This window comes from Sphingobacterium sp. E70, from assembly GCF_019285695.1.
Classification (GTDB): domain Bacteria; phylum Bacteroidota; class Bacteroidia; order Sphingobacteriales; family Sphingobacteriaceae; genus Sphingobacterium; species Sphingobacterium detergens.
This window is the reverse complement of the sequence record NZ_CP079104.1, coordinates 1,291,329-1,310,139: the sequence shown is the minus strand read 5'-3', so window position 1 is coordinate 1,310,139 and position 18,811 is coordinate 1,291,329. Positions and strand designations below refer to the sequence as shown.

The window sequence follows — 18,811 nt, the reverse complement described above, 5'->3', positions numbered from 1 at the left end:
AACAAACGATACATCCGGACGCTGCCCGATTGATCTTGCAACTCTACATCTTCCATTCTCCACTCTAAGGCTAGATGAAGGATTGCTGCCAAATTGCTTTTGATGGCACTACAGCGAAGAGGGTAACTGGAGTTATTCAACCGGAACATATTATCGAAAAATGTTGTAATCAAATGCAGCTGTTCTACATCTAAAAAGATAATGGGCTTACTCCATTCTTTGAATAGGGAGGTCTTTTTAAATGGTTCAAATGTCTGGCTTCCGGAAAAGAATTCTTGATTAAAAAGGCAAAAGTATCCTTCTTGTTTGTTCGTGTCACATACCCATGTATAGGGAATATTTAATGCGGGTAAAAATAGGGCAGGCCGATCGATATATAATTCATGTTGACCGTATTTGAACCATCCTTTCCCTAAAATGAGACTGATTTTATAAAAATCGCGTCTGTTGTAGGGTGTTTTAAAATCACAATATTTGCGTGGCGAAATATTGAAATGTGATTTTCCGAGTTCAACATCTAGTATATCTCCACTATTTGTATGGAGATGGCTCAATCGTTTATAGTAATCCTGTAAAGTTTCCAGTGTTTCGCTCATGATTATGCAAAGTTACAAAAATCAAATGTAATCCTAGCTCTTTACAATAGAGCAATCTAGTATAAAATTAGGATCAGACTGTTACGCCGTTCATATTTTTGTCTTAACCAAGATCTGAGCCAGATTTTGTATTAAATTTTACTTTCAAAATAGTATGTACCGGAACCAATTTCTTTGGTTAAGTCAGGCAAGATTACTTTGGCTTTGCTGTTTGCCGGTATGCTGACCTCAAGTTTCAATAGTCCATTTTCAAGTTTCCATGCTGATTTTACCGTGCCATAAACGGTTTCTACTTCCGCAGACGCACTTGTTATTTTTCCATTGGGTTTGGGAGCAATGACAACAGCTTTATAACCCGGATTGTCAGCGACCGAATTGATTCCGGCAATCGTTCTGTACATCCAGTCCCCAATTGCCCCATATGCATAGTGGTTATAGGAGTTCATATCTGGGGTTTGAAAAGATCCATCAGGTTTAATTCCGTCCCACCGTTCCCATATTGTTGTTGCGCCCATTTTTACGGGATAAAGCCAAGAAGGATAGCTTTCCTGCATTAAAAGGTCGTAAGCGACATCATTGTGACCAAACCTGGTCAACACATGACATAAATATGGTGTACCCAAGAATCCGGTTGTGAGGTGATTTCCATAGTCCCGGATATTGGCTACAAGACGATCCGCGCAGGCTGCTCTGAGTTGTTCAGGTAGCATATCAAATTGTAGTGCGAGTACATAGGCTGTTTGTGTTCCTGAAACCAACCTACCCGTTGGGGTCATGTATTCCCTTACAAAAGCGGATTTAATGTTTGTTAGGAGGGTACTGTATTTAGCTACGTCTTCCTGTTTACCCAATACATTTGCTGCATTGATCAATAGTTGGGTCGAATGTGCATAAAAAGTCTGTGCAATCAAATACTTGTCCGTTACCGCAGCTCTTCCATCGTTATCATCATTAGGACGATAAAAAGCCAATCTCCAAAGTGGAAACCTGAATTCCACAGGTTGTTTTTGGCGGTAGATGAGATATAATCTACCCATTTTCGCATACTCTCATATTGATTTTCCAAGAACTGTCGATCGCCATACGCCACATACATATCCCATGGGATAATGGTCGCTACATCTGCCCAGCCGGCAGATGCGCCATCATTTGCTCCCAGTACATTGGGGATTACGTGGGGATTGCACCATTAGGGAGTTGGTCCGCTTTTACATCCTTTAGCCATTTGGTGAAAAATCCTGACACATCCATATTATAGGCCGCTGTATTGGCAAAAGCTTGCGCATCACCAGTCCATCCTAGGCGCTCATCGCGTTGTGGACAATCTGTTGGCACATCCAAAAATTTCCTTTTTGTCCCCATTGAATGTTGTGCTGTAACTGGTTTAATAATGCATTTGAGGTTACGAATTTGCCTGTGGTCTCCATTGCTGAGTATAAGGCAACAGCTGTAACGTTTTCCGGTGTCAATTCACCAGGGTAGCCTTCGATCTTCACATACCTGAAACCCTGAAATGTAAAATGAGGTTCAAAGATCTGTGCTGTGTTTTCCTTTAAAATATAGATATCCTGTGCCTTTGCAGACCTAAGGTTTGTTGTATAAAAATTGCCTTCTTTTGTAAGCACTTCAGCATGGCTCAAGGTGATCTTGGTTCCGGCTGCACCTTTCGCTTTGAGCATGACCCAACCTACTAGATTTTGTCCAAAATCTACAACTGTTTCACCTGCTGGTGTTTTGAAAACCTTAAGGGCTTTAAACTGTTCATGTTTCTTAACTGGTGGACCGGCCATCGCAACAAGTTTTTCCGGCCCTTTCTCCATGATGCCAACGTTATTCCATTTATTGTCCTCTTTAAAGCCGATATTATCCCAGCCGGCTATTTCCATCCTGGCATCATAAATTTCGCCGTCATAAATATCAGATGCCATGATCGGTCCATAAGCATATTTCCAGCTTTCATCGGAATTGATTGTTTCTGTTGTACCATCCGTATATTCCACGAGGAGTTGCAGAAGCAATCCACGCGTATCGCCATAAAAATTATGTTGATTTCCGAAGCCTATCCGTCCTTTATACCAGCCGTTTCCGAGGCTGACACCGAATACGTTGGTACCATGTTTTAGTACAGCGGTCACATCATATACTTGGTACTGTAAATGATTTTTATAACTGGTCCACCCCGAGCAAAATAAGTATCGCTGATGCGCTGGCCATTGATACGAGCTTCGTATAGTCCTTTTGCTGTGACATAGACCATTGCAGACTTTAGTTTTTTATTTATGGAAAATTCTTTTCTAAAAATGGGGCTTCGTGCTGAGGTGTCTGTTTCTGCTACCTTGATCCATTTCGCGCTCCAGTCCATAGCGCCGATACCCATCTGAAAGAAATGGGTATCAGACCAGGCGGAGGTATTGCCATGATTGTCTTTTACCCTAACTTGCCAAAAATATCTTCTTTTTGAATGCAGTGCTGCTCCATTATATTTAATCAGTACAGATTGATCTCCGGAGACAGTAGCTTCCCAGACGAGATCTTTTCCAAGGTTTATCGAAGCTTTATTTGTACCTACTCTGATTTCATAAGACGATTGTAAAGTGTTTTTTATAGGGGAAATAATTTTCCAGCTAAATCGGGGATTAGCCGTCTCGATTGCCATAGGATTTTTAAGGTGTTCTACCTTGAGGTCGATTACGCTTAATTTTTGAGCATAGGTCATAAGTGAGAGGATGCACAGAAATCCTACTATTACAAATTTTTGAAGCAGAGTCTTTATAAATGGTTTCATATTTGACGATCGGTTTGGCCGGAAATCCGGAATGATACGCTATTATCCGTAATAAACTTGATAGATGCATCATGGGCTATCCTGCTCGCTTGGTCAGTAAATGGTGGTATATCAGTTGAAAAGAAATAGGTATCCTAAAGGAAAATACAATTTTCAGCTTGATATGGAACTTCAAATAAGGGAAGGTTCGTCGTCGGTGAAATCGGAGAACTGAGCCTTGACTCTACTTTTGTTTTAAAACATGCTGGTGCAAAAATGGGCAATAATTATTGGCCCATTTTGAATGTTTATCAGGACAGTTGTTTTTGGTTTTTTATTCTGCTCAATAGTAATGATAGCGAGCTTATCTAACGCTTGAAGATAGCTAGAACCCCTATTTTGACTATATTTTTTTCTTAGTTGTGGCTATATCTTTGCTACTTTATTGTGTTTTTTTAATCTTCGATTTACTTATTTGATAGAATTTTTTATCATATTTTAGCCTTGTCTATTATCCTAGAATCTAGTTGGTCAATAAATTTTGCACAAGGATCGATTCTTTAGCTATCATGGTGCTATGAATCTGTAATAAAAAGGAGCTTATGAAAATGAAAAGAGGAACATTTATATCAGTGGGAATTTTTGCTATGATCATCTCTATCTGCTCGCAGGGCTGTGTTGGCAATGGTGGTTCGCGAGAGGGAAAGACCCAAATAACATCACTTCTGGTTCTTTTCAGTTTGATTCGCTTGTTCATTATTCAACAATGATTGATCTTAATCAAATTGGAGAGTTGCAAGACAAGAAGATCCAATCCGAGCAGGATGTTTTTTTGTTGTCTGTATTAGGTGATAATCAAGTTGACACTGCTTTCCTAAAGAGACTGGAGGATGTCGACTATACCAAAACGCTGATTAATGGAAAGCATTATGGCGTTATAGATTCATTATTTTTTTCGCAAAGCTAGACAAGAGGATATAGATAGTTCATGTATACATGAATTTAGAGATATCCTTGTTTTTTATAAGAATAAAAATGTATTGGACTTGCCAAAATTTGCTTTGATTGCAAAGCAATGGTTCCATGGGACCGAGGTGTCCAGTTCAAAGGTTTTGGTGATTGGTCAGATTATGATAAATTACATCCAATATTACGAGAAAAATAAGATCTACGACTTCATCTATCAAGGTTTGGACATTAGTACATTTTCCAGGTCAGCTAGATCTGCAATGCCTTTTTTATGATAATATCTTTTCCGAACCTAGGTTGATAATAAGAAAAAACGACAGCCTTATTTTCTTTAATTTTTAGTGTCCCCTCCTGAAAGTATTCACCCTTAATTTTTACCCAAACCTCTAGAATGGTTTGATGGCAAAAACGTACATCTTCTAAGAGTTCTTGATGTGATTTAGGATTTATCTTGATATAAAATCGAGCATCATTGATGTTGAGTTCTTCCGTAAAATCAGTCTGTAATTTGAGGAATGGATGACTCATTGACAATGGTTTTCCGAGTAAGCTCTGTTCAGCTTTTTCCCACCAGAAGCCTTTAGCGATAACCTCTACAAATTCGTCATGAAAGAAAAAGTAATAATGTGTATAGTCGGTCAACATTTCTTCCACTGAATTGCCCCATTCATACGATTGGCCATAGTGTTTTTTTTTTCATATTGATATCTTTCCATCAGCCATCTTGAGTTTTCAACCCGGTACACCCAGGTGCCTACCTCAAAATCTTCCCAATTTTCTCTGGGATCGTGATAAGGTGGAATTTCCCCACGGCAGATTCTGATTCCATCCATTTTTTGTATGGTGATTCTACCAAACTGTTCATCCTCCGTTTCAAAGCAGATGGAGGTTCCATTTTCATCGTATAGGACGGTGGGACTCAGTACTAGATCTGCAACGATGGGAACTTTAATTACTTGTATAAAGGGAATATGCTCTGTCATATATGTTTTGTTCTCAGATTTCTGAAAAGCGTTTTAAATTTCACCTCCCTATTTCCTTCATTCACCGAGTTTTTATACCCGTTGACCTAAAGACCATAGGCGGAGGAGCTATCGTACTATAATTTTGAATCAACAAATAAGAACAATAAACCACCGAGAGTATAAAGCTTCATCACTAATAATGGATGAATTATTTAGATGAAAAGCTAATATAATAAAATAAGAATATTATGAAAACATTCGTAAAAACATTCGTGGCAGCAGCGTTGATCGCAATAAGTACTTTCGCTATGGCCGCAGATAAACCATCTTCAACTTCAGAGAAAGCTGTAGTTAATCTATTCACTGCAGATATCGCCCTTAGTCATTATGTTGCGGTTATCACCGAGGAGAGTCGGCCGGAGTAGATCAATTATTTGCTGCAGATTTCTGCCAAAAATCCAATCAGGAAACGCAGCGACAAATAACCGTAGGGAAGTCATCAAATTTTTGAAAAAAAAAAGGGGAGAAGCTCAACTGCAAGGTAAATACCCAGATCATCGAAGAATCGTCAGATTATATGGTCGCAAAGGTAACAATGCAATTTGCTGATTTCACCAAGACAGATCTTGTGACTTTGGTCAATGAGAATGGAAACTGGAAAGTGTCCAGTTCGGTAAATGCATATAAATAGGACAAAGAATCAATAACTAATGGTGAGTCAAGTTAGCTCATAGCCTGACTATTAGTGAATCATAAGTTTATAAGTTTAGTTTAGTAGCCACGTCGTGAGATGTGGCTTTTTTGTGTTCAGCTACTCCTAATCGCAGACACGGACTTTATAAAGTTTCAGGGTCGGTATATATACCTTCTGATTTGGGTTGGTCGCATAGATATTATATGTCCACCAACTTTCTTCTGCTTTTGTGTATACCAGACGGTTTGTTTTTGCATTCCAGTTTATGGATTTTATATGATGAGCATCAGCTAAGGGTGAGAATGGATCGAATTTTCGTTCTTTTATAGAAAAAATAACTACGCCATCTGTAAACGAAACCAGTAGACGATTGTCATCTATCCGAGAGAGATCATGCCCGCCTTGTCCGGGAATTTTTATTGTATTGACGAGCGTTAAGCTTTTTTAGCATCAGTTAATTTATACGTTCGCAGATCGTCATAGCCAAGCACAAATAATTGCTGTAATCTGTTGTTCCAGACTACACCATGCCCCGAATAAAGTGTGTCCTTGTAGATCGGTTTCTCCGGTTGGTCTAATTGATAAAGCTCCAGAGAGTTACCTTTTGGATGAGTTGAGTTTGCCACAGCTACAAGTTTTCCGGGCAATATGTCCGCTGAATGGGCCATGGGTGTCTTCGCGTAAAACTCAATTTTTTTATCGGCGATATTCAATAAGCAGGTTGCACCAGTCGATGATGTAATCAGGATTTTTTTATTTGAAAACACGGGCTTGCATTCATCTATTGACTTGAAATAGTTGCTATATTCCTTCGGTATTTGATTGGCGCTTTCTCCGAATTGCCATTTCCAGACAATGGCTGAGCTATCGGAACCAATTGCGGGATTGATAATAAGCACTTTGTCATCTCCACAGGCAACCCAATACCCCTTTTGGATCTGCGTCAATTGTTGGCCATTGCCTAGAAAAGGTATTGCTAAGATGATCCACAGTACCAATGTGTCAATTATTCTACCAGGTTTCATTCCTTGTTCGGTTTTAATTTCGTATTTAAAGTTAATTAGATAAGTTGTTTGAAAACGAATATGATAACAAAAATAATTAGCTTTACTTATGATCATTGATGTCTTACAAATGAAAGAGATTTATTTTTCGTGCCTCAAACCATATATTGAGGATATCGTCCTGTTGGAATCCTGCTGGAATGAGGTAATCGTATCATATTCCGATCAACGAAGGGCATATCATACCTTGGTACATTTGCAGCATTTTAGCAATCAATTAGATCTTTGCAAAAATAAATTGTCAGATTATTCCACAGCCTATCTAGCTATGATTTATCATGACATCGTCTACTTTATGATGGATGGTACTAATGAAGAAAAGAGTGCACTTGTGGCTGTGAATCACCTAAATAGACTACAATATCCATCCGATTTGATCAGCGTATGTAGCGAGATGATCTTAGCAACAAAGACACATGCGGGCAATAGTTCGTCTGATATCAATTACTTTATAGATGCCGATATGTCAATACTAGGGGCTGACAGTGGATCTTATGCTCAATATGCCGTCGGCATCCGCAAAGAATATGGAGATTCTATTTATTTTGACCAAGGTAGAAAACAAGTTCTGCAGAGTTTTCTGAATATGGAAAGGATCTTTAAAACAGATTTGTTTTTCGATAGGTATGAAAAACAAGCCCGTTTAAATATTCAACAGGAGATTGACAACTTAGGTTGAATTTCCTGTTTCTGCCTTATCCTCCTATTTCCGCCTTTCATTGAGTTTTCTTCATCCGTTTGCCTAAGGTGAGCAGGTTAGAGAGGTATTCTTTTTAGTAACTATCGTGAGCAAAATGAAAGTAGCTTTTGTCCATTGGCAGGTTTGTTTTGTTAGATTTTAATCTTAAATTGCTTTTAGAATAGAATTACTAATCAAGTGGTCTTTGCAGATTAGCAAATGACACCATCAATAATCTAAACATATTTATCAGCAATGGATAATCACAATCATCCCAATTTAATATTAATACACCGTTTTTTTGAAGCTTATGCAAATAACAATGTCGATGACCTAGCGGATGTCTTCCATAGTGATGTTAAATGGCATATTCCTGGCGCACATCCGTTGAGCGGAACTAAAGTGGGCGTATCCGGAATTCTCGACTATCTAACTAAATTGGGAAAGTATAATTTTCAAGCCGAAGGAATAGTAATGGGTGTTAGTGATGATCATGTTATAGACTGTCATCGTAATTGGAGTAATGACGAAGATGGTGAAAGCCTAAATAATATGTCATGTTTACTTTGGAAAATCGAGGAAAATAAGATCAAAGAAGTCTTTAATTTTCCACAAGATCAGCATGTCGTGGATGCTTACTTTAATAGCAAATTCAACGGAAAATAACAGTACGCAACTTTACAATATAAAAAATCAGTTATATGACTTAAATCATATAACTGATTTTTTAGCAGTATAAGCTTCGGCTTTTCAATAATGAATTTATCTATGTAAGAGCAAATTGTTCAATCCAGTTTTTAGTGCTCATTGCCTTTGTAAATCCACATAGGTTCAGTTTCTCCAGCTCTTTCAAAACCATTCTTTTTGTAGAAATTTACAGCTTTTCCGTCTGCTGTAAGCATCTGCATATGGAAATGGCCATAAATATCCTGCATTTTTTCAAGAATAAGCTGGCCTACTCCTTGTCCCTGATAGTCAGGAAGGACTAATAGATGTGGGTAATAAACAACGAGGTGTCCATCTGAAATTGCATTTCCTAGGCCTATCAATCTATCTTCTTTCCATGCGGAGATTAATGTATGTGAATTGATCAGTGCCCGATATAGTTCGTGCGGTTTGTCAGCCGCACTCCATCCATTGGCCCTGTATAAGGTTAAAATATCATCAATATTGATGTTTCGGGTATCTGAAATTGTTATGTTCATTCGTTAAACTCAGTCTTTGTATTTATATTTTGGCATTCCATGTCACTTTTACAGCTGATAAATGGGGAGTTCGAGGCGTTGATCAGTGGTTGGAATGAATCCATTTTTTATATAAAATCCAAGTGGTGAGTGGTAAAAAGTTCCGTCTGTTTTTATTCCAAGATCATGATCGATGACCCATCCATTAAGCCGTTGTTCATTTTCTTTTAATTTATTCATTAATTCAGTTCCCAGACCTTTTCCATGTACGATTCTAGATAGTATAATCACAAACCAGCGCTCATTTCCGCGATCAAATTTGGTCGCCCAGCCAATAAGATAATTGTCGCTTCTGATAAGTATATGGTCTGGATACAATAGACTTTTTGTATACGCTTCGAAATCTGCTGTGGAAGTATAGGATAAATTAGCCGGATACTCTTGATTCCACAAATTCATGATAGCTATTATATCTTCTTTGCTTAGTATCGTCGAATCCAGAACTGTTAATGCTTTATCCATATATAGACAATTTATCAACAATATTTTGATTTTTGAAATATTGGTTCGAAAAGTTTGTCCTGTCGCCGGTTTACCTCCCCATTTCCGCCATTCGCCGAGTTTTCCTGTCCATTAGTCTAAAGCCCGTAGGTGAGGGGCGTATTGTGTTGTAGTTTTGAATCAACAAATAAGAACAACAGAACTAACACAATAGAATAAAGACATTATGAAAACACTAGTAAAAACATTCGCAGCAGTCGCTTTAATTGCATTATCTACTTTCGCTATGGCAACGGAAAAAATAGTCGGAAAAACAGAGAAAGCATCAGTTAATCTTTCCACAGCAGGCTTAGCCCTTGACCATTATGTTGCGGTGAAAACAAAGGGCGAATCAGCAGGAATTGAACAATTGTTTACGGAGGATTTCAGCCAAAATGTTCAATCTTCACAGGCAGCAACCAATAGCCGTAATGCTGTGGTCGATTTTTTCAAAAACAAAAAGGAGAAAAGTTGAATTGTAACGTGAGCGCCCGGATCATCGAAAATCAGCAGACTATATGATCGCAAAAGTAACCATGAAATTTGAAAATTTTACCATGACGGATCTTGTTACTTTGGTTCGCGAAGGCGACAGCTGGAAAGTATCCAAATCTATTAACTCGTATAAATAAGCAGGTCGTTTAAAATAAATATATATGTTGGAGAGCCACATCGCGAGATGTGGCTTTTTAGTCGACCTATATGCTCCATACGATATCCATTTTCTTGCTTAACATATTTATATAAGTTTATATTCCTACACAATTATCCAAATTAAAAAATGAAGATTTTAATGGTATTGCTTGTCTTGCTTTCGTTTCAGAAATCAGTTGCTCAATCCTATGAACAATTGATGGATCTGGCTGGTACACAAATTAAATTGGAAAAATACAAAGACGCTCTTCTGACTTTTCAAAAAGCCTTTAAAAAGCAAGATGATAAAGGAAAATATGATTATGCAAATGCGCTGCTGATTGCACTTCGCTGTGGTAAAACCGACTTGGCTATTGAATGGTTAAATGAAGGGGTTAAATTAGGCTTGGGCGATAACGAACAAGAGCTGTCCTATTTTAAAAATGATTCCCTATTTAAATCAATAATACATGACCTCACATACAAAAAAATCTTAGCGAAGATGGAAGCCCAGATTCAGCAAAAATATAAGCTAGACAAAATTTGGCAAGATGAAATTCTATCGAATGCGATCTCAGGTAAACAAGCTTCCTATCAAAATGCACGACAAGGTTTTGCGTTGTATCATATTAATCAAGGTGAACTTGAAATTCCATATCTTGTATTTGTTCCCAGGGGTTATCAGTGCGATACGCCAACAAGGACGCTTTTTTTCCTACATGGAGGGGTGAGTGCGCAAGAAGCATCGTTCACAGTAGACCCTCAGACACGGTTTGAACCTATATTTACAATTGCTGATAGCACCAATTCGATTGTTATATATCCCTTTCAAAAGGGAAATCCTGGATGGAAGAATTACGACAATTGCTCTGCAATTATTGCGACGATATTGGCTGAGGTTAAGCTCCGTTATTATATTAACACAAATACAATGTATTTGGGGGATTATCAATGGGGAAATGTCAGTTATCGGTTTGCTCAGGAACAAAATACCCCGTTTCGAGCATTTTATACCATTTCAGCACGGCCGAAGATTGGTGATTTTGAATCCGAAAACGGAATTCCAGAACTCACACATCCTATCTACTCACTACATGCCAAAGACGATAGTCTTTATACCTATGACGACCTCATGAAAGTGTACCAACAAGTAGAGAAACAGACTAAAAATTGGGTGTTAAAATCCGTGGAAAGTGGAGGACATGGGTTTTTATATTTACCAACAGGTGAAAAATCTACTTTGGAATTTTTCAGAATGATGTTCAATAAAGAAGAGGAATAATTCATCTTCTCGCTAGAGCCAAATTTTTTACGATAATTAGATTTCTCTTTATGAACTTTCTAATGTACAGGTAAGTAACCGCACTCAATTAAATCATATTGATTTCGTATTAATTTGGCTTTTTATTGAATGCTAATTTAGCAAACAGTATTTTTAATTTGCTATTAATGTTCCGCGTTGACTCAAAATTTTTTGGTTATCTTTTTCTACATCAAGGGTAATATCAGACGCATTTTTTTCGGCAATAATATTCCGATATATTTTGTAAGTATAGTTTCTGTTTGTGAATGTAATGACGTGATTCCTCCGCTTCCGCCAAACTCCAATTCGCCATTATTAATTATAATATCAGGTTGCGCGTTTTCTTTGTTGCCAATCTTCCAAGAAGCATATCTGTACTTTCCGTTAGCAAGTTCATCTATTCTAATCAGATATTTTTCAGTTCTTATTGTATATACCGGATTTTTAAATTGTTTTAAAGAACTGTGTACGTAATCTTTTGTTGTTGGATCAGTGTTTGTTTTAATTTTTTTCAAAAGGGCTCTGATAGTTTATGGCGGTTATTTTCCCTTCATCACTATCTATCCATACAGCGCCGTTATCGAGCATGATTCCCCGCCACCCAACTTCCGACCATTGTTCAGTTTTTGAACCTGCAATCAGATTGAGGAGCCTCTGATCAAAAATCTCGTGAGACCGTTGCTTAAATTCTTTTGGATTTTTAATAGCTGGAATCGGGTTTTCTCGCTTCAAAGGGTAATTTATAATGGCTGAAATAGCGTCGAAGTTCTTTTGTTTGAAGAGTGAGATTATATTATTGATCTTGGCTTTTTTGAAGCGTTAATTTCGATATCCTGTGCCTGGCCAAAGCCATAAGTCAGTAACATTACAATTAAAAAGCTAAATTTCATCTGTTGTTTTATTATGCTTTATGTATCACCTTTGAAATTACTAAATTATATTATTCATGATCAATTGAGTTTTCTTTCTGTATTTTATTTATTCCATAAATAATAATGTCTGAATTATCCTCATCAATTTTACCCACTACCAATTTAAAGCCGACTCGCTCCAAGAGTTTTTTGGACGCTATATTTTCGCGATGCGTATATGCTTCAATATATTCAAATCCTGCTTCATTGAAAGCATAATCTAGTATTGCCTTTACGGCTTCACTCATTAATCCTTTCCCTTGAAATTGAGGAAGCAACTCGTAGCCTATCTCCGCATAATTTGTACTTCGGTCGATATTCCATAAGGTTATCGTTCCAATAAATTCACTGGGAGCTATGGTATTGATCGTGAAGTAAAAATTATTTTTTCTGACTAGCTCTATAAACTGCCTGATCTCTTCGAGATTTTTATTGACATCCCGCTCAATATATTTGGCAACTTGTGGATTGGTCCTAAGATAATACATGTTTTGGAGGTCGGACAGTTCGACAGGTTTCAATACTAGTTTGTCTGTTGAAATTTTAGTTCCCATAGCAAATCTGTTTATAATGAAATGACTCAATTTATGAATAAAAATTGTCATTTTATTAGTCAGTGGAGCATCTATTTTCCGCGTTCGATTTCAGCTTTGGTCAACAGCTGTAAGTACACTAAAAAGACTGCTTTTCCCATATTGTCAAAAAATTATAAGAGAAAAAGAATACTAGATTTCTGAAGTTGTTAAGCCATATTTCTCTTTGAATGATGAATAAAAATGACTTAGGTTTTCAAAACCAAGATCCAGATAGAAGGTTGTTGGTTTTTGCCGTTTGTGTTTGATCAAATAATACGCTTCTTCCAGACGTTTATTCTTGAGCCACAATTTGGGACTACAATTAAAGATCTGAGCAAAGTCACGCTTGAAAGAAGATATACTGCGTCCCGTAAGTTTAGCGAATGATTCTATCGGAACATTAAACATATAGTTGTTGTTCATAAATTCTTCCAAATCGATTTTATAGGTTTTAATGAAATCGAACAAAATATATTTTAAATCAGGGTTACTATCAAGCAAGAGCTCGATAGCCTCCTGACTTTTATATCGGCAAGTCTAGGTGTTGCCTGTTTCGTTTTATTTATATAAGGAGCAAGCGAAATAAAATAACTGGTGAGGAACTCATTGGGCTCAAAAAATAATTTCTGCTTTCCTCGATATTGTGTATCTATCACAATTTTATTTTCAAAAGCGTAACGCTGCAAAGTTTCTTTGTCCAATGTTATCGCAATGAAATTATATTTTCCAGATTTTGAAGGATATTTTATGGTACGGATAAGCTGATTTTTTTGACCAGAACGACCATGTTTTCATGGATAACTGTAAATCCCTGATCATGAAAAGCATGTGTTTCACCGCAGAGCTGAAATCCTAAAAAATGATCCGGATAAAATTCCTCGGATCCCCTATGTTTTTCAAATGCACAGGAATACACCAGCCTATCAAATATGATCTCGTGGGTTGCAGTCATGATACAAATATCATTAAATTAAAGGATTATCTGACTACCCGCGCTTGCAATTTCTTTATCCTGCTCAGGAGTACCTCCGGAGCAGCCAATTGCTCCAATAATGTTGTCTTTCGCATCTTTAATGACTATTCCTCCAGGTATTGTCAATAAACCATCATTGGAGTTGATCATGCCATAGGAATGGATATCAGCGCCAGCGATAATACTACCCATAGTGTCACTGTCTACACCAAACATGACCGCAGTTTTTGCTTTTTTATTGCGAAGTCTATGACACCAAAGACACTGTCAAGTCTTGCTAAAGCCATTAAATGTCCGCCATTGTCTACTACTGCTATGCAGACAGAAATACCTATTTCGTTCGCTTTCACAATAGAAGCATTCAATAGTTGGGTTGCTTGATTATAATTTATATTCATCATATTGGTCCATTATTTTATGAAAAGAGCACAGCAAGGTAGCTGTGCCCATAGGATATTGTTTATTTAACTAACTTTTTGCAGTCCAGGCTTCGACCTGCAGCTGTTTTACAAAATCTTCGGTTTCCTTAGGATAAACATTTCTAAAATTAGAATTTTCGTCCAGCGCTACATCTACAATGCAATCTGCCATGCCTTGTGGATCCAATTGATTATTCAACGATTCAGCGATGCCATCAAATACAGCATGCGGTGTGAAATTGACTTCAGAATCATACCAGCGGAATATACTATCCACACCACGGTCATTGAATCCTGTACCATATACACCGGGATTACATGTGGCGATCTTAATGTTAAAGTCTGCTAGTTCAGTTTTTAATCCTTCTGCAATCGCTTCCATCGCGTGTTTTGAAGCGCAATAAGCCGCCACATAGGGCACTGTCCAAAGGCCACCCATTGAAGTTGTGAACACAATCTTGCCCGGCTTTTTCTGGGCAATAAATTTTTTGATAAATCCTTGTGCGAGCTCAAGACCTCCAAATACATTGACATCAAACATAGCACGGATTAAGTCCATTGGCTGTTCAGCAATTGGTCCACCTTCCATGATGCCAGCATTGCTGATCAGGATATCAATATCATATTTCTTGTGAATATAAGCTAGATCCCGAGGGTCGGTCACGTCTAATTTGTCAACAATAAGCTTGATTCCTTTTTCGGTGGCCTCACGTATTAAGTCGCTTACCTGTGGATAAACCTGTGCGGTTGCAATTACTTTGTAACCTTTGCTTGCCAGATCAAATGCAGCAATTTTTCCAAAACCGCTTGCGGCTCCTGTTATTAATATTGTTTTACTCATTTTTTTAATCTAAATGGTTTAGGCTAAATTACCTGAGTTTGCATGTTGAAAGTGTTTCTGTATGGTTCAATTTTATATTGTTAAATGGTTCAATCTTCTAATGCGAAAACGTATAGCTGTGAAGACGCGGCTAAATTCGGAGCGATCCTGAGATCCGGCTTTTTCTGTTTTTCGAGGGAGCAGGTAAGAGATTCTTTTCCAAATAATACTTATTTCATAGTTATATTATTCGTATTTGAAACAGACTTTATTCGCTTTTATCCGAACGAGGTCCGAGTAAAGGTCTTATGAAATCGCTAGATTATAGGAGCCAATTCATGCTTTGTTTCCTCGTTATTTTAAGACAAAGGACAATTTGCAAATTCCACGGGAGGCAATTGCTGCGGCCTGCTCATTTTTTAATTTTCTTCTGAAATAAGCAAAACCGTTTTAGTTTTTTTATATTTGTTTTATTCAATCTTATGGATGTATCCGATAGCTAAGCTATCGATGTGTTGGAGTTTCAATTTTTCAGAATGCCAGCGCTCGTTTATTATCCGATTTTATGGTGATAATAAATGTATTGAATGAACCTAAGATGGATAGAGGATAACCAAATACGATAAAGCTATAGCATTTTTACTTTTCAACGAAGGGGATAGTTCTTGCTATTTTGTCATCACTATGAGAGAAAGGTCCAAGATTTGGTGACCCATTTTTATATTTTCACCAGAGTGACAATGTATAAACCGAGATATGATCATATTGAAGAGAAGGAAAACCTGTTGGCCCTGCGTTCGGGCTGCCAAACAGCTTTTCGTCAAATTTATACCCTCTACAGTGGCCGAATCTATCTCAACATTCGTAAAATGGTCAAGTCCGAACAGGATGCTGCCGAGCTCTTACAGGAAGTTTTTATAAAAGTATGGGATAAGCGGGAGCTAATTGATCCCGAACAGTCTTTTCGATCCTATCTGTTTCAGATTGCTAAATACACCGTATATAACTTTATCCGTAAAAATACTCTGGAGAAACAGGTTCAAGCCTACCTTAGTCAACATAATACGCAATTGTACAGCCATGTAGAAGAACAATTAGACGAAAAACAGGACGAACAATGGCTCTCCCAGACGATTGAACAGCTTCCACCTCAACGCAGACTGATCTATAAGCTTTGTAAGATCGAAGGTAAAAGCTACGCAGAAGTAAGTACCTTATTAAGAATCTCGACTTCCACAATCAATGACCATATTGTAAAGGCTACCAAATATATCAAAGAAAGACACGGTGTTTTGGATAAATCCACGCTGCTAATAGCCTCTTTTATACTTCTTCAACATCATTGATCCCTATTATTTTCTTTAGGCTGAAAAAATATAAAATAAAATTGCAACGGGAGCAGATGATCGTTGCTTTTGAAGTGTATTAGCTAAAAAGAAGATAACCAATTGTGGAAAAAAAATACTTCAATATACGTTAAGGCAGTATATATATGGAGAACTCAGTGAGGAAAATTCTCGCGCTTTTCTGACTTATATAAAATCGGGGAAGACCGAATACTGCTGCAGGAACTGATCCAGGAAGTCTTGGATGATCCTGTAGATCAGGTCTTGCTTCAGGATCCCGAACTTCTGCTGGTACTGGATAACACCTGGGAGCAATTGCATCTTCAGATAAATAAACCAAAAACGAGATCATTGTGGTCCTGAAACGTATTGCCGCTGTTGCTGCTACTGTCATTGGAATATCGTTTGCTGGTTGGTGGTTTTTTGATGGTGCTCGTAATCCCGCAAATCAACAGTCTGCACAAGAGTTGATATCGCCAGGAAAACAATCCGCGACCTTAACCCTGGCCAATGGCGATCAGATTCGCCTACAGGAGACCATGAATGGACAGATTGCAGATGAAATGGGCATCAAGATTTCTAAAAGTAATGATGGACAATTGATCTACGAAGTAGGGAAAAATGCGGGTGCTGGGTCAGGCAATCACATATTATCAACAACCAAAGGAGAAACCTATCGGATTAAGTTACCAGATGGTACACAGGTATGGCTCAATGCTGCTTCAGCCCTTAAGTATCCAATGCAGTTTGCCCACAAAGGGAAAAGGGAAGTGGAATTGGTAGGAGAAGCCTATTTTGAGGTAGCAAAGGATCCGAAACATCCCTTTATTGTCAATACATCCGGTCAACAGATCAAAGTACTGGGTACTCATTTTAATGTAAATAGCTACACTGATGAACCTGCATCGCGGACTACACTTTTGGAAGGGAGTGTCGAAGTATCCTCCAGCAACCAAAAACTGAAGTTACTTCCTGGACAACAATCTAGCCTTAACGCCAACGGAACGCTTAAATTACAGCAAGTAGATACAGCTCCAATAATTGCGTGGACCAATCACGAATTTATGTTTGATGAGGATGATATCGAAAGTGTAATGCGAAAAATAGCACGCTGGTATAATGTGGATGTAATCTATCAGGGAAAAAAACAACAGAGAAGTTCGGCGGAGGGATATCCCGCTTTGATAACGTAAAGCAAGTCTTAAATCTGCTTGAAAATACGGGGGCAGTCCATTTCAGGATTGAAGGGAAAACCCTATATGTTCTTCCGTAATTGTTTAATAAATAATTGATTATAAATACCTAAAAAAGCAACTGATGAATAGAAATATACAAAACGAATAGTCACCACGGTGGGCTATAAGAAAGCAACCAAGATCCCGAAGGACTCGGTTGCTGTTTGGGACAATTAAATTTTAACTATCCAATCTGCATTATATTTCTGTTTTGGACGACTCGAATATACTGCAAATCAAACCTTGCAAATGTATCAAAATTATATCAGAAAAAGGTGATAGCATATTTGCTATTCCGTAAACTATGGCTTATTATGCGATTGACGACCATAATTATCTTGGTTACTTTTATGCAGGTTAGCGCTTCGACTTTTGCACAAAAGGTAACATTGGAATACTCCAATATGAGCCTTAAAAGAATATTTAAGGACCTCAAGTCACAGACAGGGTACAATTTTCTCTATACAGAACGGCAAATGTCGGCGGCTAAACCTGTCAATATAAAAGTAAAAGACCGCATGTTGTCAGATGTGCTGGTTCAGCTTTTTGCAGATCAGCCGCTATCGTATCAGATGAACAGCAAGACAATCGTCATTCGGGACAAGCCCCGGTCTACAAGCATAAGCCCATCGGTACAGCATGCGACGGTGCCAGTTCAGGCAATGATCAAGGGACGGGTGACCAATGAGCGTGGTGAACCGCTTGCCAACGTTTCCGTTCGCGTAAAGGAAATGAATCAGCTGGAACTTCCACTGCCGCTGATGGTAGTTTTACGATCAGTAATCTTTCTCCAAAATCCACGTTGATATTTTCCTCTGTCGGGTACGATCAGCAGCTTGTGGAGTTGGCCGCTATGCGTACAGAGGAATTGGGACAGTTACATGTGCTGATGAAAAGTAGCAATAGCCAGCTGGAAGAAGTTATCGTTATCGGATATGGTACCACGACACGGCAGCGCGTTGTCGGTGCCGTCGATCAGATCGGTGCAAAGACCTTTCAGGACCGACCGGTCGGCAACGTTACACAGGCCCTTCAGGGCGCTTCCCCAAGTTTGACCATTCAACAGAAAAGTATGGATCCAAACGATAATTCAATGAACATCAATATCCGGGAATATCTACGGTAAATAGTAATGCCCCAC

The 18,811-nt window shown here is 38.2% G+C and carries 25 protein-coding genes and 4 pseudogenes; 12 read left to right on the top strand and 17 right to left on the bottom strand.

The features are described 5' to 3' along the window. Positions 1-727: 727 nt before the first annotated feature. The 4 genes and pseudogenes from KUH03_RS09545 to KUH03_RS09530 all read right to left on the bottom strand — a co-directional run. Complete coding sequence (locus KUH03_RS09545) at positions 728-1,633, bottom strand: alpha-L-rhamnosidase C-terminal domain-containing protein (protein WP_257092869.1); 906 nt, start codon at positions 1,631-1,633, stop codon at positions 728-730. Next, positions 1,519-1,958: pseudogene (locus KUH03_RS09540) on the bottom strand (hypothetical protein). The gene KUH03_RS09545 and the pseudogene KUH03_RS09540 overlap by 115 nt, the downstream one beginning before the upstream one ends. Then, positions 1,895-2,275 carry a family 78 glycoside hydrolase catalytic domain gene (locus tag KUH03_RS09535; RefSeq protein WP_257096828.1) on the bottom strand — a complete coding sequence of 127 codons (381 nt, stop codon included), beginning with the start codon at positions 2,273-2,275 and terminating at the stop codon, positions 1,895-1,897. The pseudogene KUH03_RS09540 and the gene KUH03_RS09535 overlap by 64 nt, the downstream one beginning before the upstream one ends. 141 nt (positions 2,276-2,416) lie before the next feature. Then, positions 2,417-2,853 (bottom strand): annotated as a pseudogene (locus tag KUH03_RS09530) (alpha-L-rhamnosidase N-terminal domain-containing protein); the annotation flags it as partial. 1,273 nt (positions 2,854-4,126) lie between these two features. On the opposite strand from KUH03_RS09530, the gene KUH03_RS09525 reads away from it, so the two are divergent. Beyond that, complete coding sequence (locus KUH03_RS09525) at positions 4,127-4,327, top strand: hypothetical protein (RefSeq protein WP_257092867.1); 201 nt, start codon at positions 4,127-4,129, stop codon at positions 4,325-4,327. Positions 4,328-4,578: 251 nt separating this feature from the next. On the opposite strand, the gene KUH03_RS09520 is transcribed toward KUH03_RS09525, so the two are convergent. Beyond that, positions 4,579-4,983 carry a hypothetical protein gene (locus KUH03_RS09520; RefSeq protein ID WP_257092865.1) on the bottom strand — a complete coding sequence of 135 codons (405 nt, stop codon included), beginning with the start codon at positions 4,981-4,983 and terminating at the stop codon, positions 4,579-4,581. After that, positions 4,968-5,312 (bottom strand): hypothetical protein, encoded by a 345-nt coding sequence (locus KUH03_RS09515; protein WP_257092863.1) that lies wholly within the window; start codon positions 5,310-5,312, stop codon positions 4,968-4,970. Before KUH03_RS09515 ends, KUH03_RS09520 begins: the two co-directional genes overlap by 16 nt. Positions 5,313-5,542: 230 nt before the next feature. Between KUH03_RS09515 and KUH03_RS09510 the strand changes: the two genes are divergently transcribed. Further along, positions 5,543-5,719 (top strand): hypothetical protein, encoded by a 177-nt coding sequence (locus tag KUH03_RS09510; protein WP_257092861.1) that lies wholly within the window; start codon positions 5,543-5,545, stop codon positions 5,717-5,719. Between the two features lie 703 nt (positions 5,720-6,422). Here KUH03_RS09510 and KUH03_RS09500 read toward each other — a convergent pair. After that, complete coding sequence (locus KUH03_RS09500; protein WP_257092859.1) at positions 6,423-7,013, bottom strand: DUF6528 family protein; 591 nt, start codon at positions 7,011-7,013, stop codon at positions 6,423-6,425. A 109-nt stretch (positions 7,014-7,122) separates the two neighbouring features. Between KUH03_RS09500 and KUH03_RS09495 the strand changes: the two genes are divergently transcribed. Then, positions 7,123-7,731 (top strand): hypothetical protein, encoded by a 609-nt coding sequence (locus KUH03_RS09495; protein WP_257092857.1) that lies wholly within the window; start codon positions 7,123-7,125, stop codon positions 7,729-7,731. Positions 7,732-7,986: 255 nt separating this feature from the next. Continuing rightward, a complete protein-coding gene (locus tag KUH03_RS09490) occupies positions 7,987-8,397 on the top strand; it encodes a nuclear transport factor 2 family protein (protein WP_257092854.1) in 411 nt (136 codons plus the stop codon). Between the two features lie 131 nt (positions 8,398-8,528). Here KUH03_RS09490 and KUH03_RS09485 read toward each other — a convergent pair whose 3' ends face one another. Both KUH03_RS09485 and KUH03_RS09480 read right to left on the bottom strand, forming a co-directional pair. Next, complete coding sequence (locus tag KUH03_RS09485) at positions 8,529-8,936, bottom strand: GNAT family N-acetyltransferase (protein ID WP_257092852.1); 408 nt, start codon at positions 8,934-8,936, stop codon at positions 8,529-8,531. Positions 8,937-8,984: 48 nt separating this feature from the next. Continuing rightward, positions 8,985-9,437: a GNAT family N-acetyltransferase gene (locus tag KUH03_RS09480; protein ID WP_257092850.1), complete on the bottom strand. Its 453-nt coding sequence runs from the start codon at positions 9,435-9,437 to the stop codon at positions 8,985-8,987. Positions 9,438-9,642: 205 nt separating this feature from the next. On the opposite strand from KUH03_RS09480, the gene KUH03_RS09475 reads away from it, so the two are divergent. The 3 genes from KUH03_RS09475 to KUH03_RS09465 all read left to right on the top strand — a co-directional run bounded on the left by KUH03_RS09475 (position 9,643) and on the right by KUH03_RS09465 (position 11,370). Continuing rightward, positions 9,643-9,930, top strand: a complete 288-nt coding sequence (locus KUH03_RS09475) for a hypothetical protein (RefSeq protein ID WP_257092848.1) — start codon at positions 9,643-9,645, stop codon at positions 9,928-9,930. Between the two features lie 43 nt (positions 9,931-9,973). Then, complete coding sequence (locus tag KUH03_RS09470; RefSeq protein WP_257092846.1) at positions 9,974-10,087, top strand: nuclear transport factor 2 family protein; 114 nt, start codon at positions 9,974-9,976, stop codon at positions 10,085-10,087. Positions 10,088-10,236: 149 nt separating this feature from the next. Then, positions 10,237-11,370, top strand: a complete 1,134-nt coding sequence (locus KUH03_RS09465) for a hypothetical protein (protein ID WP_257092844.1) — start codon at positions 10,237-10,239, stop codon at positions 11,368-11,370. A gap of 206 nt (positions 11,371-11,576) precedes the next feature. On the opposite strand, the gene KUH03_RS09460 is transcribed toward KUH03_RS09465, so the two are convergent. The 8 genes and pseudogenes from KUH03_RS09460 to KUH03_RS09425 form a co-directional block, all read right to left on the bottom strand. Continuing rightward, on the bottom strand, positions 11,577-11,906 hold the full coding sequence (locus KUH03_RS09460) for a hypothetical protein (protein ID WP_257092843.1): 330 nt from the start codon (positions 11,904-11,906) through the stop codon (positions 11,577-11,579). Continuing rightward, positions 11,893-12,123, bottom strand: coding sequence for a hypothetical protein (locus KUH03_RS09455; protein WP_257092841.1), 231 nt, complete (start codon positions 12,121-12,123; stop codon positions 11,893-11,895). Before KUH03_RS09455 ends, KUH03_RS09460 begins: the two co-directional genes overlap by 14 nt. A gap of 208 nt (positions 12,124-12,331) precedes the next feature. Then, positions 12,332-12,856 carry a GNAT family N-acetyltransferase gene (locus KUH03_RS09450; protein WP_257092840.1) on the bottom strand — a complete coding sequence of 175 codons (525 nt, stop codon included), beginning with the start codon at positions 12,854-12,856 and terminating at the stop codon, positions 12,332-12,334. Positions 12,857-13,027: 171 nt separating this feature from the next. Further along, positions 13,028-13,312, bottom strand: a complete 285-nt coding sequence (locus tag KUH03_RS09445; protein ID WP_257092838.1) for an AraC family transcriptional regulator — start codon at positions 13,310-13,312, stop codon at positions 13,028-13,030. A gap of 41 nt (positions 13,313-13,353) precedes the next feature. Beyond that, on the bottom strand, positions 13,354-13,578 hold the full coding sequence (locus tag KUH03_RS09440; RefSeq protein ID WP_257092836.1) for a hypothetical protein: 225 nt from the start codon (positions 13,576-13,578) through the stop codon (positions 13,354-13,356). 44 nt (positions 13,579-13,622) lie between these two features. Continuing rightward, positions 13,623-13,829, bottom strand: coding sequence for a hypothetical protein (locus tag KUH03_RS09435; protein ID WP_257092834.1), 207 nt, complete (start codon positions 13,827-13,829; stop codon positions 13,623-13,625). Between the two features lie 18 nt (positions 13,830-13,847). After that, positions 13,848-14,248: pseudogene (locus KUH03_RS09430) on the bottom strand (heme-binding protein). A gap of 70 nt (positions 14,249-14,318) precedes the next feature. Next, a complete protein-coding gene (locus KUH03_RS09425) occupies positions 14,319-15,110 on the bottom strand; it encodes an SDR family oxidoreductase (RefSeq protein ID WP_257092832.1) in 792 nt (263 codons plus the stop codon). A 719-nt stretch (positions 15,111-15,829) separates the two neighbouring features. Here KUH03_RS09425 and KUH03_RS09420 point away from each other — a divergent pair. From KUH03_RS09420 to KUH03_RS09400, 5 genes and pseudogenes are all read left to right on the top strand, one after another. Next, positions 15,830-16,435, top strand: coding sequence for an RNA polymerase sigma factor (locus tag KUH03_RS09420; RefSeq protein WP_257092830.1), 606 nt, complete (start codon positions 15,830-15,832; stop codon positions 16,433-16,435). Between the two features lie 240 nt (positions 16,436-16,675). Beyond that, entirely contained in the window at positions 16,676-16,798 is a 123-nt protein-coding gene (locus tag KUH03_RS09415; RefSeq protein ID WP_257092828.1) for a hypothetical protein, read from the top strand. A 176-nt stretch (positions 16,799-16,974) separates the two neighbouring features. Continuing rightward, positions 16,975-17,708: pseudogene (locus tag KUH03_RS09410) on the top strand (FecR family protein). A gap of 237 nt (positions 17,709-17,945) precedes the next feature. Next, the gene (locus KUH03_RS09405; RefSeq protein ID WP_257092817.1) at positions 17,946-18,476 is read left to right on the top strand and encodes an STN domain-containing protein; all 531 of its coding nucleotides are present in this window, start codon (positions 17,946-17,948) and stop codon (positions 18,474-18,476) included. Next, on the top strand, positions 18,446-18,796 hold the full coding sequence (locus KUH03_RS09400; protein WP_257096825.1) for a carboxypeptidase-like regulatory domain-containing protein: 351 nt from the start codon (positions 18,446-18,448) through the stop codon (positions 18,794-18,796). Before KUH03_RS09405 ends, KUH03_RS09400 begins: the two co-directional genes overlap by 31 nt. Positions 18,797-18,811 lie beyond the last annotated feature (15 nt).

Bases quoted from the DNA above. Each gene is read 5' to 3' on its own strand.
- KUH03_RS09500 (WP_257092859.1), bottom strand. From the start codon at position 7,013: ATGAAACCTGGTAGAATAATTGACACATTGGTACTGTGGATCATCTTA.
- KUH03_RS09510 (WP_257092861.1), top strand. From the start codon at position 5,543: ATGAAAACATTCGTAAAAACATTCGTGGCAGCAGCGTTGATCGCAATA.
- KUH03_RS09475 (WP_257092848.1), top strand. From the start codon at position 9,643: ATGAAAACACTAGTAAAAACATTCGCAGCAGTCGCTTTAATTGCATTA.
- KUH03_RS09425 (WP_257092832.1), bottom strand. From the start codon at position 15,110: ATGAGTAAAACAATATTAATAACAGGAGCCGCAAGCGGTTTTGGAAAA.
- KUH03_RS09485 (WP_257092852.1), bottom strand. From the start codon at position 8,936: ATGAACATAACAATTTCAGATACCCGAAACATCAATATTGATGATATT.
- KUH03_RS09490 (WP_257092854.1), top strand. From the start codon at position 7,987: ATGGATAATCACAATCATCCCAATTTAATATTAATACACCGTTTTTTT.
- KUH03_RS09465 (WP_257092844.1), top strand. From the start codon at position 10,237: ATGAAGATTTTAATGGTATTGCTTGTCTTGCTTTCGTTTCAGAAATCA.
- KUH03_RS09480 (WP_257092850.1), bottom strand. From the start codon at position 9,437: ATGGATAAAGCATTAACAGTTCTGGATTCGACGATACTAAGCAAAGAA.
- KUH03_RS09450 (WP_257092840.1), bottom strand. From the start codon at position 12,856: ATGGGAACTAAAATTTCAACAGACAAACTAGTATTGAAACCTGTCGAA.
- KUH03_RS09535 (WP_257096828.1), bottom strand. From the start codon at position 2,275: ATGCTCAAAGCGAAAGGTGCAGCCGGAACCAAGATCACCTTGAGCCAT.
- KUH03_RS09525 (WP_257092867.1), top strand. From the start codon at position 4,127: ATGATTGATCTTAATCAAATTGGAGAGTTGCAAGACAAGAAGATCCAA.
- KUH03_RS09495 (WP_257092857.1), top strand. From the start codon at position 7,123: ATGAAAGAGATTTATTTTTCGTGCCTCAAACCATATATTGAGGATATC.
- KUH03_RS09420 (WP_257092830.1), top strand. From the start codon at position 15,830: ATGTATAAACCGAGATATGATCATATTGAAGAGAAGGAAAACCTGTTG.
- KUH03_RS09435 (WP_257092834.1), bottom strand. From the start codon at position 13,829: ATGACTGCAACCCACGAGATCATATTTGATAGGCTGGTGTATTCCTGT.
- KUH03_RS09515 (WP_257092863.1), bottom strand. From the start codon at position 5,312: ATGACAGAGCATATTCCCTTTATACAAGTAATTAAAGTTCCCATCGTT.
- KUH03_RS09545 (WP_257092869.1), bottom strand. From the start codon at position 1,633: ATGGGTAGATTATATCTCATCTACCGCCAAAAACAACCTGTGGAATTC.
- KUH03_RS09470 (WP_257092846.1), top strand. From the start codon at position 9,974: ATGATCGCAAAAGTAACCATGAAATTTGAAAATTTTACCATGACGGAT.